Here is a 14,528-nt window from a genome sequence, read left to right on the forward strand (position 1 = left end):
CGACACGCAGGCGCGCTCTCCTACTTCCCGGATTCGGACGCTCGTTCATCTTGGCGAATTTACCGCTCTGACGTTCGGCTACCGGCTTACGAACGCCGTCATTTGGAAGCAGCGTACGTTCTCCTTAAGCGACGCGGATCGAGAAGGTCAGCTTAGCTGCTCTTCCAGGCTGCGGGTACGCAGGGTCATCTCATCGCCGGTGTGCTTGGTTTCGGCCGGCTCGATCAATAAGACCCAACACTCATCCAGTGCCACGGGATTATGCCGAATGCGGCTCGGCACTGTCAAAAAATCCCCTTTCTCGAGCTCAACCGCACAGTCTTCGAACTCGATCCGCAGGGAGCCTTTGACAATATAGAACAGCTCGTCTTGCCCGTCATGGGCGTGCCAGACCAACTCGCCTTTCAGCTTTGCAGCCTTTAGCAACTGGTTGTTGACCCGGCCGATCACCTTCGGCGACCAATAGTCGGTTACTCTATCGAACGCGGCCGCGAGTGCTGTAGGGGACAACATACCTATCTCCAGGTGGATATCGGATTGGATGCAATATACTTGAAGCGATAGACATTGGCGATCGTGCCGTCGCTTTTGCTCGTCAGTTTGGTGAGCGAGGAGGAAAAAGAGTAGCCGATGGGGTGGACGCATGTGGGCTGCCTGATCCGCTCACGAATGTGACTGCCGATGGCGTAATCCATCGATGAGCAGGTTCAGGATGCGCCCGGCATGCGCAGAGCCATCCTCGCCTGTCGCCACTCCAAGATTCCCAATCGCTCGCAGCAAGTCGTAAGGCTCGACATCGTCCCGCACTTCCTTCGTCGCTGCTGCCGCATCGAGTAGGGAAGCAAGCGCAGGCTCGAAGTGCGCTCGAAAATAGGCTGGCAGCTCGTCGAACGCCGGGTCGCCAGAGTGGAGAGCTACTGCGAGGCCCTTCTTCGTGCCAAGGAATTGCGCGTACCGTTTCAGCCAACGCTCCAGTGCCTCTCCAGGCGTGTAGCGTGTCGCCAGTGTTGCCGCTTCCGCAGCGCAGGCATCGACTTCGCGCCGAAATACCGCAGCAATAAGGTCCGATCGCTTTGGAAAGCGACGGTAGAGCGTGCCCATACCGACACCGGCCCGATCTGCGATCTGCCTCACCGTCGCATCGACGCCCGCCTCAGCAAAAAGAGCTTTGGCCGCCTCCAGCACAGCGTCTTCACTGCGCTGTGCATCAGCGCGAACGCGCCGCTTTGGTGCTCCTTCCGCGCTAGTCGCGGCCTTCTCACGTTCCGTCAAAGTACCATCCATCATAAACGGCTTGTCATACGGAGCATTGCTCCGCATATGCATATACGGAGCAATGCTCCAGCTAGCGCGGAATAGCCAACCGGCGTTGGCTTGCAAACAGATGAAGCGAGATATGACGTGAACAATCTTATCGACAAAGCTCGGCGGCTTCCCGTGAATGCGGCAGTCACCACCATCTCGATCAGCCCGGTAACTCTGTCGATCCCGGATCACGAGAGAGAGCTCGAACTCCGTATTACCGCGCCGATGAGCGGTCGCGACCTCCCGATCATCCTGCTTTCGCACGGACACGGTCCCTCGCTCTACATATCGTCGAAGGACGGTTACGCACCGCTTGCGAACTTCCTGGCGGAGCACGGCTTCGTCGTCATCCAGCCCACGCACGCAAATTCGAGGGCGGGAGGCCTGGCACCTGACGCACCAGGCGGCCCCCTGTTCTGGCAGGAGCGCGTTCAGGAATTGACCTGCATCCTCGATCAGATGAAAACCATCGATGCATCGGTTCCAGCCCTTACCGGCCGAATTGATCACGATCGGATCGCGGCTGTCGGCCACTCACTTGGCAGCCACACCGTAAGCGTGCTGCTAGGTGCCCGCCTCAGCGACCAAAACGAGGCAGCTCGCGACGTCGACATGCGTGACCCACGAGTAAAGGTGGGCGTGTTGCTCGCTGGGCTAGGTCGCGGCGAAGACCTCGACGGACCGATGGGCTCGCGCTACCCCGCGCTCAGACTCGATTTTTCCACCCTCACCACCAAGACCCTGGTCGTATCAGGGGACGCCGATGTTAGTCCGCACCTGACGACCCGCGGTGCTGACTGGCATGCAGATGCCTTTTCCGATGCCCCGGGGGCCGACAGCTTGCTGACCTTGGCGGGAGCCAAGCATGGCCTTGGCGGCATCGCCGGCTACGACGCGAAGGAGACGGACGACGAAGATCCCGACCGCCTCGGCGTCTCGCAACGCATGGTTTGGGCATATCTGTGGTCGGCCCTAAACCCAGGCAATGCCACTTGGCAGGACGCAATTTCAGCTCTCGAGAACGAAGCGACGGAGTTCGGTAAAGTAGATAGCAAATGAGTTCTGCCCTGGCGTTTTTTGACAACGGGCGACGGGGCAAAATCTGAAAAGAACCTATCGAACTTGCCGAACAGTCGCGGCTGGTGGTCGAGAGGATCGCGGCGTAGCGTCTGGCCGGCGTCAGGCGTTCGCGACCGATCGCGCCATCCAACGCGGACGCGATGGATGCAACACCCGCGGCGGTTGATGATCGAGCCAAAGCGTCTGGCTCTCGAATATCGATTTCAGGCCGAATGCCGGCGCGCGGGCGCGGCGCGCGGGGGCGCTCCCGGCAACGCCGCGAATTCCAGCCGCACCTCGCGTTCCCTGGCCGCGGTGCCGGGATCGTCCGGAAGCGCGCCTTTCATGATCCCGAACGCATCCTTAAGCGTCCCGATCGCATCGTTGAACATTCCGAACGCCGCAGCGGTAACCGCCGATCCTTCGCCATCCACCGCGAAGGTCGCTGCCGCGGACCCGCCACCGGCCCCGTTGAAGATCGCGGGGTAGTTTATCGCGGCAAAACCTGCGTTGGTCGTTACCTCCGCCGCCTGTACTGCCATCTCGACAAGCCCGGCGCGGCCGTCACGTGCGCGCAGATCACGCAGCTTCGTCGCATACGTCTCGGCCGTCTTCGTGCGCTCCGCGCACATCGCGATGCCGACGGGGATCGTGTAACGCCCCCGAAAGCCGACAAGACGTCCGCGCGCCGTGCCGCGTCCCTCGAGTAGCGCCGCGATGCTTCGGGCCACGCGCTCGTTGTCCTGCACTTGCTGTTGATCGAGCAGTTCCACCAGCCGCATCGTCATCCGATCGAGGAACGCGTAAAGATGGGCGACCTTGCCGCGATACACGGCAATGTTGCCCTCGATCGATGCGATCGACGGCGTCAAATCGCGACCGCTGACGAGCGTCGCGGCCTTGCCCAAGCCACTGCTTCTAAGAACGCCGCCCCCGATCTGGGTGGCTCGCCCAGCGCCCATCCCCCGATCATAGGCCCGATCGAGCGACTTCACGTCGTTGTCGATGCGGACGCCCCATTCGTCGACGGTCTTCCAGCATTGTACGAGCTTTTCCATCCCGTCGATGATGCCGCGCACCAGCCCGATGATCGCCGCCGCGCCGCTCACCCCCATGGTAAAGCCGGAGAGGCCGAACGCCGCGGCGCTGAGTGAAAGCGTGACGGTGACGATGGCGCCGTCTATCGCGGTGTGCTTGCGGACGGCATGCCACTCGCCAAGAGTGCTGTAGTGCTGGGCGATCTGTGCTTCGATCGCTTTTCCGACACCCGGGCTGTTATCCGCCAAGATCTTGCTGACGCTTGCCCGCAGGATATCGTCCACAGGCCAGGACGAATTTATCTTCGGCGCGATCTTGTCTCGAATCATGGCCTGCATTGTCTTCGACACGTGGGCCACCACGTGCTGGTAGAGTTGCCCGTGCTTATTGAGGTCGGCGGCGACGCGGTTCGGCACCTCGGCGATGACAACCAGTGGGATTGCGTCGAAGCGATCGTCGAACTCGTGCTTACCCGCGCCACGCAGGGCGCCGCCGAGCGTGTGAGTGTACAATTTGATCTTCTCGCGCGGCGGGCCAGCTGGCACGATCCCATCTCCTCTCCTGGACGGTGGCGACGGGATCGTCGCGCCTGGGGTTACGAGGACGGCAATAGCTTTCGGTGCACTTCAGCCGGATTTCAGATGAGCCGCTCTACGCTACGAATGACATATTCGGCGGACGCGTCGGTCGGAGGCGGCGGGGGGCCGGGCACCGCAAGCAGCTCCTCGTCGCTCGACAGTCGCCGTATGTCGGTATTGACGATCAGCACCGTCTCGTTCTCGTCGCAACTCGCGCCGTCTGCGGGTACGGCGGCATGAGCGTCGATCGGTGCTGCCGACGTCGATCGCGCCATTATCACTTTCTAATCCTAGTGCTCCAATGACAACGCTACTAAATCGGGTCGAGGGCACTTATTTTTCATTTCCAAAGGATTATAGCTTTGCGCTGAGAGCGGGATAGTATTCCAATGAAACTCGTTATGCGATCTGTGGTACTAGCCTTTGGTTTGGCGGCAGGTTTCAACGCTGGCACCGCCAACGCCGAACATACATGGGGTCGCTACGTAAACGATCGGTATCGATTCCAAATCTGCTACCCGGCGGCGCTGAAGGCGCAGGCAGAAGCGCCAAACGGCGACGGCCGTGTATTTCGTGCCGCGGACGGTGGAACGCTCACCGTTTTCGGCCGCAACGACGTGCTGAACGCCGGGATCGACGCTACCGCAAAGGAGGTCGCAGCTGATCTTGCCGGTCGAGGAGGTCGAACGACCTATGCTGCGGGACGTGGCAATTGGCGCGTCGTGTCGGGTGCCGATAGAGCCGGAACGATATTCTACGGCAAGGTGCTGCAACGCGGCGACCAGTTGGCAATCTTCCAGTTGCGATACCCAAAGACGGCCAACCGGTATCAGTCGATCGCTGCCCGGATGGGCGCATGTTTTTCGATGCTGAAATAGGCTATCGCGAGACTGCTGCCGGCGCGTTGTAGCGGTACAAGTCCCGGCTGCGCATGATCGTCTTGAGCAATGTTCCGTAGTGGGTGTCAGTAGCGTAGCGCCCGGTCAGTGCGTCGGCATAGGCGTCGGGATCATCGCTATGGCGACGCGCTTCGCCATAGGCTCGGTGCGTGGCGAGCAGCCGGCCATGCGCTTCGAACGCCTCGGCCAGGGTTGCGAACCTTCGGAACGGTGCGCGGATGTGGAAGGATCGGCCGCTGCGAGTCTCTTCGCGCGTGCGCACCGTGACCGACGGCTGCCCCGCCGCCGCCTTGATCCCGAACGGGTTGTTCGACCCGGGCGGCATATGCCGGCCCTCGCCGCTTTCGAGTATCCACTGGGCAATGCTGATCGAGGCGGGAACGTGCCAGCGCTGTTCCGACTGCCGGGCCGCATCGATCACCTCGATGGGGGGCTCGCGGCCAGCACGCCGGGCCGGTACGGCGTGCGATACCGGTCGCGGCGTGGGTGGTAGGACAGCACGCGGTAATACCGGCGACGGCGTCGAGGTCGCGCGGGGTGCGGCGCGCGGCACGGAGCGCATGGCGTTGAGCAACCGCAAGGTGGGGCCATTCGGATCGATGCGTCCGTCGGAGCGCGGTCGACCGACGAGGCGGTACTGCGCCTCGGCGATCGCACGAAGCGTTTGGGTCCCGCACATCCCGTCCACGCGCAAAGGCCGCGACGACCAGGCGGATCGCCGAATGTTTAGCAATTGCTGGATCGCGCGCACATCCGTCGACCGATTGACGCCGCCCCGGCCGACCGCGCCGCCGATCGTGACATGAGGATAGCCCGCCATGTCCCGTCTACCGCGACGATGCCGCCGGGCGGCCGTCGGCCCGAGAGTCGAGACGCGCCCACTGCCCGTTTACCTTGGTTTCGACGTGACCGTCATACCGCCGCAGCAACGTAAAGCCGTATTGCGCATAGCCCGAGAACCCACGCTTGAGCGCGGCAGAAATGCAGGCGTCGCGGCTGCGTACCCCGACATCCTGCCAGCGCCCCTCTCTGTAGCGGCGACAAAACGCGGATGCCTTGGTCGGCGGGGAAACCGAAGATGTTTCCGTTCCGACGGAGGTCGCCCCCTGCACCGGGTAACCGTCGGCGATCGGCGTCGAGGACGTGCCGGGTAATCCCCGACCGATTCGTGTCTGGGCAGTCGCCGGAAGGACGATCCAGGACACGATCACGGGCCAGTTCTTCCGAACGGCAAGGCTGCGGTAGCGTTCGATGCTGGCTCCCGCCGACGCCGCCGGCAATACCGGCAACGAGGACGCGCCATCGAGAACCGCCAGGACCGCGTTCCCCGGTTCGTTCGCGCAAAGCCGTACGCGGTATCGTCCCGCACCATCCTGTAGAACCGTCCCACGCCGATCCGCGGATCGTGCCCATTGCTCCGCGCTGCCCGAAACGAGTGTCCGCGGCTTGCCCGACGGCGAGACAAACACCAGCGTTGCCGTACGCGTGTCGACCATGCCGTCGATCGTCGCGGTGATCGTCGTGCCGCCGTTCCTCCGGCACAGAGCGGTTCCCCGGCGCCGGACGGCGCTGGTAGCCGCAACGATCGACAAGGGTGGAAGCGCACTGCCGATCGGCGGGGATTGCGCAGCCGGTGAGGAGGACTGCGGCGGCGTTGCAGAGGGCGTTGCGGGCGGCATCGATCGAACCGACGCAATTGCAGGCCGTGATGTGGGAATGGCAGGCGCCGGCTTGGGACGAGACGGCTGCGAGTCCGTGCCGGGCCACGCCAGCCATACCAGCACCGACGCGACGATGACCGTGACGAGCGCAACGACCAGTTTCTTGTCGACCGATCGAGCCGGCCTGGACTTAGGGCGGCCTGCGCGTTTCGGCGTGGCGGGCGGCGCGACCGTCGGGCCGGCTGACGGCTTGGCCGACGGCGCGGCCGGCCGGCCGGCAGGTGGAGCGGCGGGCGACGCGGCAGGCGTCGCGGCCCGGACGATCGGTGCGCTATCGAGCGCTCCGACTACCGCATCCATCGACGCGGGACGCTCGGCCGGGTCCGGCTGCAGCATGGCGCGGAACAGCGGATGCAGACTATCGGGCAGCGCGGACAGATCCGGCACGCTGGATCGGCGCTCCATCGCCTCGGACATGGTCCGTCCCATGTCGATCGGTTCGGACCGCGCGAAGGCGAGCAGGACGAGCGCGGTGCTGTAGATGTCCGTCCACGGGCCGATGCGGTTGCCGTACAGGCCGAACTGTTCGGGGGCGACATACCCAAGTTTGCCGGCGAACCCCTCGATCACGACCGTCCGATCATCGGGCTCGACATATTTCGCGATGCCGAAATCGATGATCTTGGCCTCGTCGATCCGCCCCCCGGGAAGCAGGATGTTGTCGGGCGACATGTCGCGGTGGACGGCGCCGAGCTCGTGCGTGACTCGCAGTCCGCCCGCCAACCGCCGGATCAATCGCGCGACTTCGTCAGGCCCAGGAACCTCGCCATGCAAGCGCGCGGACAATGCGTCGCCGTCGATGAAGTCGGTGACGAGATAATGCACGCCGAGCGTCGCATCGCGCGCGAACACACGGTATTGAGCGACTGCCGGGTGCGCGACGCGGATCAGCAGTCGCGCCTCGCTGCGGAACAGCGACAGGATCTTCGGGTCTTCGGAGAGCCGCGGCAACATGACCTTGATCGCCACCAGCTCCTCGGTCTCGACATTGCTGCCGAGATAGACGTCGCCCATGCCGCCACGCGTCAGGAACCGGTCGATCCGGTAGATGCCGTTCAGGATGGTGCCCGCGCTCAACCCGAACGCTGCCGCGATCGCCGGCGAACTCTCGTGCGGATCGCGAATGCCGGTGTCCATCTATTCGGCCGCTTCCGCTCGAACGATCTGCGGTCCGGTCATCTCGATTGCGCGGAAGGCGAGTTCGTCGTCGTCGACCCACAGCGCGATCTCGGCAGGAAGGTCGCCGAGCGCCTGCGCACGGAGCACCATCGTCGACAGTTCCGGCAAGACGTCACCGGTCAGGATCGCATCGATCATGCGCCCCCCCGATGCCGATTCGCGACAGCGCGACACGATCAGGTCGACGACCGCCTCGTCCCAGCGCAGCCGGATCACGTGATTGTCGGCCATCCGCCGGGCAATCCGCCCAAGCTGGAGGCGGACGATCGCGGTCAGCGTGGCAGCATCGAGCGGCCGATAGGCGAGCACCTTGAGCCGACCGAGCAGGGCTGGCGGAAAGGTCTGCAACAGGTCGTCGCGGATCGCGTCGGCCAGCCTCGGCCCGTCCGGCGCGGTGAGATCGTCCGCACACAACGCCGCGATCGTGTCGGTGCCGATGTTCGAGGTGAGGAGGATCAACGTGTTGCGGAAGTCGATGAACCGCCCTTCCGCATCCTCCATATAGCCCTTGTCGAACACCTGGAAGAACATCTCGTGGACGTCCGGGTGCGCCTTCTCGATCTCGTCGAGCAGGACGACCGCATAGGGCCGCCGCCGGACCGCCTCGGTCAGCACGCCGCCCTGGCCGAAGCCGACATAACCGGCCGGCGCGCCCTTCAAGGTCGAGACGGTATGTGCTTCCTGGAACTCGCTCATGTTGATCGCGATCAGGCTGTCGTCGCCGGAATAGAGAAGTTCGGCGAGCGCGTGAGCGGTCTCGGTCTTGCCGACGCCGGATGGTCCGCAGAGCAGGAACACACCGACCGGCTTGACCGGATCATCGAGCCGGGCGCGGCTGATCCGGATGCGGCGTGCGATCGCGTCGAGTGCCGCGTCTTGGCCGACGACGCGCTCCTTCAGGCGGTCCTCGATAACAAGGGCCGCGGCGATGTCGTCCTTGACCATGCGGCCGACGGGGACGCCGGTCCAGTCGGCGACGACCGCTGCGATGGTGTCGGCATCGACCTCACCGAAGACCATCGGCTGATCGCTGCGCAACCCGCGCGATGCGGCGATGGCGTGGTCCAGCGCTGTGCCGGTGGCTTCGTTGTCCCCGAGTGCGTCCCTCGCCGCGTGGATTGCCGCGACGGCATCGCGCTCGGCGCGCCATTGCGTCTCGGTCTCGACGAGCGTGGCGCGGGCGAGTTCGAGCGTCTCGGCGAGCGGTGCCGCCGCCGCGCCGTCGGCGTAGCGCTGGCGCTGTTCGCGTTCGGCCGCCTCCAGCGCCGCCTCGACACGGGCGATCCGGCTGCGGGCGTCCTCGACCCGCGCAGGCGTCGCGTGCTGCGACACGCCGACGCGTGCCGCGGCGGTGTCGAGCAGACTCACGGCCTTGTCGGGAAGCTGGCGCGCGGGGATGTAGCGCTGTGACAGCCGCACCGCCGCGTCCAGCGCCTCGTCGAGAATGGTCACGCCGTGATGCCGCTCCATCGGTTCGCGTACCGAGCGGAGCATCGCCACCGCCGTCTCGTCGTCAGGTTCGCCGACCGCGACCGGCTGGAACCGGCGGCTGAGCGCGGGGTCCTTCTCGACATATTGGCGGTATTCGGCCCAGGTCGTCGCCGCGATCGTCCGCAGGCGACCGCGGGCGAGCGCTGGCTTGAGCAGGTTCGCCGCGTCGCCGGTGCCTGCCTGCCCTCCAGCGCCGATCAGCGTATGCGCCTCATCGACGAACAGGATCACCGGCCTGGCGGCGGTCTCGACCTCGTCGATGACCTGCCGCAACCGCTTTTCGAACTCGCCCTTGACCCCCGCCCCCGCCTGCAGGAGCCCGAGGTCGAGCGCATGGAGCGACACGTCGGCGAGCGCGGGTGGCACGTCTCCATCGGCGATACGGCGCGCGAGACCCTCGACGATCGCAGTCTTGCCGACGCCCGCTTCGCCCGTGAGGATCGGGTTGTTCTGGCGACGACGCAGCAGGATGTCGATCATCTGCCGGATTTCCGGGTCGCGCCCGACGATCCGATCAATCTCGCCGGCGCGGGCGCGTGCGGTCAGATCGACCGCATAGCGCGCGAGTGCCTCGCCGCCCGCGGTCGGCGCCGCAGCGGTGCCGCCAGTCATCGGACTATCCGCAGCGGCTGCCGACATCGTCCGCTCCGTGCTTCCCTGGACCAGCGTCTCGAACCGGTCGACGACCGTATCGGCGGAGAGGCGCCGGAAGGTCTCCGAGATCGCGAACAGATGCTCGCGCAGCCGCGGGGTCTTCAGGATCGCGACGAGGAGATGCCCGGTACGCACCTCGCCCGCGCCGAACAGCAGCGACGCGTAGAGCCAGCCACGCTCGACCGTATCCTCGATCTGGGGTGCGAAATCGCTGACCGCCGTGGCACCTGACGGCAATCGATCGAGCGCCGTCACGATATCCGCGGACAGACGCGCCTCGTCGAGCCCGCATGTCTGCACCAGCGCCGCGACGTCGGTATCGCGATCCTTCACCAGCATATGCAGCCAATGGACGAGTTCGACGTACGGGTTGCCGCGCAGGCGACAGAACCCCGTTGCGCTCTCGATCGCACGGGTCGCGGCGGGGCCGAGCTTCCCGAACAGCACCTGCCGTCTGATATCCGTCATGCCGGTTCCTTCCGTTGGGATTGCGTCATCGTCCGCGCGCCGGCGCCGAGCCGGATATCGGCGCGCGAGCCGGTCTCCAATCGCGATCCGAGCCACCCGGTCCATCCGAGCCGGGAGCCGCTACCGAGCCGAGCGGGCCGCATCGCGGCAGGCAACGTCTCGATTTCCACATCCCAATCGAGATGCGTCGGCACGAAGGCCGCGATCGCCTCCTCCAGCAACCGGTGGCGACCGCCGCCCGGCAACAGCGCGATCACCTCGCGGTGACTCCCGGCGGTGACCGTCACGCGAAACGCGTCGGCGACCGTGCGGACACGTCCGCCTGCCAGCGCCTCGCGACCGAGCACCATCATGCTACCGCCAAGCGTGGAGCGATCCTCCGGCTCGAGGTCGCGCCAGCGCGGCATGAATTCGGTGAGACGAACCGGCATCCGCATCAGATCGGACAGTGCGTCTGCGATACCCGCCGGGCTGCGCGGCGTGATGAACACCGGTGCATATCGGAGCCGCGCGCGCGCCGGGAAGGCGGAATCGTCGGTTGCGCCGTCCTGCGCGCCCGACAGCGCCGCGATCCGGTCAGCGGCGTAATCGTCATCGGGGCGATCGCCGCTCGCGGTGGGCGACGTGCTCGCCCAGGCGCGATAGAACAGCTGGAGCATCCGTCCGGCGATGACGTCGAGAAAGCCGTTGAACGGGCGCTGCTTCGAGTAGCGCCGTTCATACGACGCGAACTCGCTGATGTGCAGCGGTAACGGCGCCATGGGCCCCGTCAGGCCAAGCCAGTGCCCCTCGACGCGCGCGCGCTCGTCGTCCACCGCGATGCCTTCGATGGTCGCGGCAGGAAAGGCCAGCGACGGCGTCTGGGCAATCTCGACGACGTCTTGCTGCGGCAGCCGCGCGGTACCGATCCGCGGCAGCGCGCGCGCCCGCGCCTCCGCACCGCGCAGCAGCTCGAACGGGGCGAGTGCCTGCACGCGCTGGGCGCCAAGACGCAGGTACGTCAGATGGTCGGTCGACGACCGAGCCTTGCTGGCCATTGCGTCACGCCCTCCCTTCCCGTGGTTTCGAGTGCGGTTTCGGTGAAGCTGTTGATCGAGGCGAACTCGGCAAGGAACCGATCGATCACCGCCGCGAACAGCACCATCCGGCCATTGTCGAACCCGGCCTCGTCGAGACCCAGATGCAGGCGCTGGCCTCGCACGAACGCGCTGGGTCCCGCACCCGGAGCGCGCCGCGATACCGGTTCGGCACGTACCGTTTTGACCGCCTCGACCTGGCGCCGGGCGACGGCATCCTCGGGCCGCGCATACAGCGCCAGATGATGGCGCAGTGCGCCCGCGTCGCATTCGTCCGTGCCGCGGCCGGCAAAGCCGAACTGGTTGGGTGTCAGATGCGCGATCACCCGCCACGCCCCGTCGTTCAGCCCGAGCGGCGCACGCGGCGGCGTCGGCGGCCGCAGCATGGTGATGCCGCTGACCGCCACGCCGTCGATCGAGAAGGCGGTGCCGCGACCGCGGCCCATCCGTTCGGGCAGATCGCGGTTGGTGACCAGTGCGCGGATCGACAGTTCGTGGATGTCCTCCGTCCTGCTCGCGCGGGCGGGTGCAGATACGCTGATCCACGTTTCCGTGCCGACGTAATCGGACCGTCCATTCGCCCGGCGCTCGCGTGCGGGGAGACGTCGCGGCGTCAGGCGCGTGGCGTAGAACAAGGCGTCGCTCCAATCGTACGACAACCCGGCAAAGTCGTGCATCGGCACCACCGGCAGAGTACCACCGTCACGTCGGTGCGCGCGGACGTCGAGCAACCGGTTGACCTCGAAATCGAGCGGGCGCGTGCGATCGGCGATCGTCAGCCGCTCATGATCGAATGCAGTGACCGCGACCCGGTCGAGCTGCTTCTCGAACAGGTTGACCGCTGGGGTCGCGTACAGCCGCAGGTTGGCAGCGGTCACCGATCCGACGAGCGCGGTGGCGCGGCGGCGGAACAGGATGACCACGTCGCATTCGGTCGCCTCGCCGCACGCGGCGAAGCGACGAGCCAGTCCGTCGAGCGCAATGAACAGGAACCGTTCGGGACAGGCGAAATATTCGGACAGGAGACGGTATCCGCGATGCGTCCGTCCGTCGCTGGGGATCAGCGCGCACTCTTCCTCGAAGCCATGGGCACGCGGCAATGGCAGATCCGCCGAAGGAGCCCCAACGCTGTCGGTAGGGCACAATACGACCGACACCGCATCCGCCACCAGTTGCCGGTACAGCTCGCCCGGGATCGCCTGTGACCCATCGAGGTAGAGCGGGAGCGGACCGGGCGCGAGCTCCGACAATTTCGCGCCGCCCGTCGCGGTCAGGCGGATCCGAAGCCCGGCCTCGGCACCCTCCACGGCGCCCCTGCCCCCTGCGTCCCTGCCCCCAGCGTCCTTGCCCCCAGCGTTTTTGCCGAGGAACGGTGCCAGCGATGCGCGCGACGGGAGATACTCCGCCTGGGTCAGTTGCAACGGCCAGAGCGTCACGTCGTGCCCGGTCCGGAACGTGACGGTCGCGCCGTCCCGTTCGCCAGCGAGCGCATTGAGGTGACTGAGCCGCGGGATGTCGATGCCATCGGCCAGCGCGCCGTCATTCTCGCGCGGTTCGAACGCCACCACGCACATCGACGGCGTCGGCGCGAGGTAATTGGGCTGGAGCGCATGCAGCAGATGTTGGGTGAAATCAGGAAACTGATCGCGCAGCTTGAGTTGCACGCGCGCACCGAGAAACGCGACGCCCTCCAGCAGCCGCTCGACATGGGGGTCGACTTCGGCGGGAGACTGCAGGCCCAGCCGGCCCGCGACCGTCTGATGCTCTTCTCCGAACTCGCGCGCGGCCTCGCGCAGGTAGACGAGTTCGTCGTTATAGGCCTGGAGAAGACGCGGATCCATCAGCCGACCCTCAACGATACGCTGCCGGTGTCGATCTCGACCTCGGTCCGCAGTTCGACCGGCACCATGTCCGCAAGGTCCCCGCGGATCACGAAGCCGACGCTGTTGGGACGATCCGGATCGACGTCGACCTCGACGTCCAGGCTGCCATAATCGATCCGCGGCTCGAACCGGCCGATCGCCTCGCGCATGTCGCGCGCGCGCTGCTGCAGTTCCTGGCGGTAGAGCATCTTGCCGGTCAGATCGCCGAGGCCGTAGTTGAGCGTCGACAGCGCGACTTCGGGATATGCGGAAAGGTCGGCGACGGCGGCCAGATTGGTGGTGTTCAGCAACCAGTTCAGCTCGCGCAGCAGTGTCGCCCGCAACGCCTTGTCACCGAACCGATCAAGCCGCGGCACGGCATAATGCCGGAGCGCGCGGTCGAGATTCTCGACGTCGGAATCGTCGCGTAGCCCGTCGAGCGCGAGATCGCCCACCAGCTTGTCGAACAGCGTCGGTTGCGGACCACTCATGCGGTGTTCTCGAAGCTAAGGTGGCGAAACTCGAGGATCGGCACGTCATGCCCGGTTGAGGTCGTCCAGATCCGCTGGCCGACCCCGTGGATGCCGCCGCCATGTTCGCGCCATTCGGTGCGTCGAGCCAGCCGCAGCATGGTATCCGCTTCGGCGGCGGTGCCGGGGTAGGTCACGGGCAGGAGCGCGGCGAGCCCGCTGCCGTCGCGCAACCGGATCTGCGCGGGCAACCAGACCAGGTCGCGCAGGTCGACGGGGCCCTCGGTGTCGATCGAGAGGATGGTCGCGAACGGGATCAGCCTCCTCGTACCACCGACGACCGCCTCGAGATTCGGGCCGAACCGCGTGTCGCCGTCGAACAGGAAATCGAACCGCTGGCCGTCAACCTCGCCCGGCGTATCCGGCGCGTCGGTGAAATCGGCTTCCGCGATCTCGCCGTCGCGCGCCTTCATCGCCTCGATCGCCTGCGCATAAGCGCGTGCGAGCACCTGTAGATCGGGAGATTGACCGCCCAGCACGCAGAGCTGCGCCTGTGCGCGGTCCCAGTCCGCGCCGACGCAGAGGACCTGGAACAGGACCATGCGGGTATCGCGATCGCCGGGTGCGGCGCGCAGACGCGACGCCAACGCGGCCACCGCGCCGGACAGGTCGCCGGCGCGGACAACAGCCTCGATCTCGGGGCCAGCCAGGGTCGAACGCGTCATGCG

Annotated in this window: 13 protein-coding genes; 2 read left to right on the top strand and 11 right to left on the bottom strand. The window is 65.9% G+C overall.

What is annotated here, in order from left to right; all coding sequences use genetic code 11:
- Nucleotides 1-147: 147 nt before the first annotated feature.
- Both J4O76_RS09090 and J4O76_RS09095 read right to left on the bottom strand, forming a co-directional pair.
- Complete coding sequence (locus J4O76_RS09090; protein WP_426281410.1) at nucleotides 148-513, bottom strand: cupin domain-containing protein; 366 nt, start codon at nucleotides 511-513, stop codon at nucleotides 148-150.
- Nucleotides 514-663: 150 nt separating this feature from the next.
- Nucleotides 664-1,287 carry a TetR/AcrR family transcriptional regulator gene (locus tag J4O76_RS09095; protein WP_426281411.1) on the bottom strand — a complete coding sequence of 208 codons (624 nt, stop codon included), beginning with the start codon at nucleotides 1,285-1,287 and terminating at the stop codon, nucleotides 664-666.
- Between the two features lie 114 nt (nucleotides 1,288-1,401).
- Here J4O76_RS09095 and J4O76_RS09100 point away from each other — a divergent pair, with 114 nt between their 5' ends.
- Nucleotides 1,402-2,364 carry an alpha/beta hydrolase family protein gene (locus J4O76_RS09100; RefSeq protein WP_426281412.1) on the top strand — a complete coding sequence of 321 codons (963 nt, stop codon included), beginning with the start codon at nucleotides 1,402-1,404 and terminating at the stop codon, nucleotides 2,362-2,364.
- 224 nt (nucleotides 2,365-2,588) lie between these two features.
- Here the strand turns inward: J4O76_RS09100 and J4O76_RS09105 are convergent, their stop codons facing one another.
- Both J4O76_RS09105 and J4O76_RS09110 read right to left on the bottom strand, forming a co-directional pair.
- Nucleotides 2,589-3,947 carry a hypothetical protein gene (locus J4O76_RS09105; RefSeq protein WP_426281413.1) on the bottom strand — a complete coding sequence of 453 codons (1,359 nt, stop codon included), beginning with the start codon at nucleotides 3,945-3,947 and terminating at the stop codon, nucleotides 2,589-2,591.
- Between the two features lie 92 nt (nucleotides 3,948-4,039).
- Entirely contained in the window at nucleotides 4,040-4,255 is a 216-nt protein-coding gene (locus J4O76_RS09110; RefSeq protein ID WP_426281414.1) for a hypothetical protein, read from the bottom strand.
- Nucleotides 4,256-4,369: 114 nt separating this feature from the next.
- Here J4O76_RS09110 and J4O76_RS09115 point away from each other — a divergent pair, with 114 nt between their 5' ends.
- Nucleotides 4,370-4,858, top strand: a complete 489-nt coding sequence (locus J4O76_RS09115; protein WP_426281415.1) for a hypothetical protein — start codon at nucleotides 4,370-4,372, stop codon at nucleotides 4,856-4,858.
- A 1-nt stretch (nucleotide 4,859) separates the two neighbouring features.
- On the opposite strand, the gene J4O76_RS09120 is transcribed toward J4O76_RS09115, so the two are convergent.
- Genes J4O76_RS09120 through J4O76_RS09150 form a run of 7 tightly spaced genes read right to left on the bottom strand, consistent with a single transcriptional unit; the run spans nucleotide 4,860 to nucleotide 14,525 of the window.
- Complete coding sequence (locus J4O76_RS09120; RefSeq protein WP_426281416.1) at nucleotides 4,860-5,699, bottom strand: glucosaminidase domain-containing protein; 840 nt, start codon at nucleotides 5,697-5,699, stop codon at nucleotides 4,860-4,862.
- Nucleotides 5,700-5,706: 7 nt separating this feature from the next.
- On the bottom strand, nucleotides 5,707-7,737 hold the full coding sequence (locus J4O76_RS09125; RefSeq protein ID WP_426281418.1) for a protein kinase domain-containing protein: 2,031 nt from the start codon (nucleotides 7,735-7,737) through the stop codon (nucleotides 5,707-5,709).
- Complete coding sequence (gene tssH / locus J4O76_RS09130; RefSeq protein WP_426281419.1) at nucleotides 7,738-10,392, bottom strand: type VI secretion system ATPase TssH; 2,655 nt, start codon at nucleotides 10,390-10,392, stop codon at nucleotides 7,738-7,740.
- Nucleotides 10,389-11,429: a type VI secretion system baseplate subunit TssG gene (gene tssG, locus J4O76_RS09135; RefSeq protein ID WP_426281420.1), complete on the bottom strand. Its 1,041-nt coding sequence runs from the start codon at nucleotides 11,427-11,429 to the stop codon at nucleotides 10,389-10,391. The genes tssH and tssG overlap by 4 nt, the downstream gene beginning before the upstream one ends.
- Nucleotides 11,393-13,309, bottom strand: coding sequence for a type VI secretion system baseplate subunit TssF (gene tssF, locus J4O76_RS09140; RefSeq protein WP_426281421.1), 1,917 nt, complete (start codon nucleotides 13,307-13,309; stop codon nucleotides 11,393-11,395). The genes tssG and tssF overlap by 37 nt, the downstream gene beginning before the upstream one ends.
- The gene (locus J4O76_RS09145; RefSeq protein ID WP_426281423.1) at nucleotides 13,309-13,821 is read right to left on the bottom strand and encodes a type VI secretion system baseplate subunit TssE; all 513 of its coding nucleotides are present in this window, start codon (nucleotides 13,819-13,821) and stop codon (nucleotides 13,309-13,311) included. The genes tssF and J4O76_RS09145 overlap by 1 nt, the downstream gene beginning before the upstream one ends.
- The gene (locus J4O76_RS09150) at nucleotides 13,818-14,525 is read right to left on the bottom strand and encodes a type VI secretion system accessory protein TagJ (RefSeq protein WP_426281425.1); all 708 of its coding nucleotides are present in this window, start codon (nucleotides 14,523-14,525) and stop codon (nucleotides 13,818-13,820) included. The genes J4O76_RS09145 and J4O76_RS09150 overlap by 4 nt, the downstream gene beginning before the upstream one ends.
- Between the last annotated feature and the right edge of the window lie 3 nt (nucleotides 14,526-14,528).

The organism is Sphingomonas sp. NFX23 (genome assembly GCF_049887795.1).
Classification (GTDB): domain Bacteria; phylum Pseudomonadota; class Alphaproteobacteria; order Sphingomonadales; family Sphingomonadaceae; genus Sphingomonas.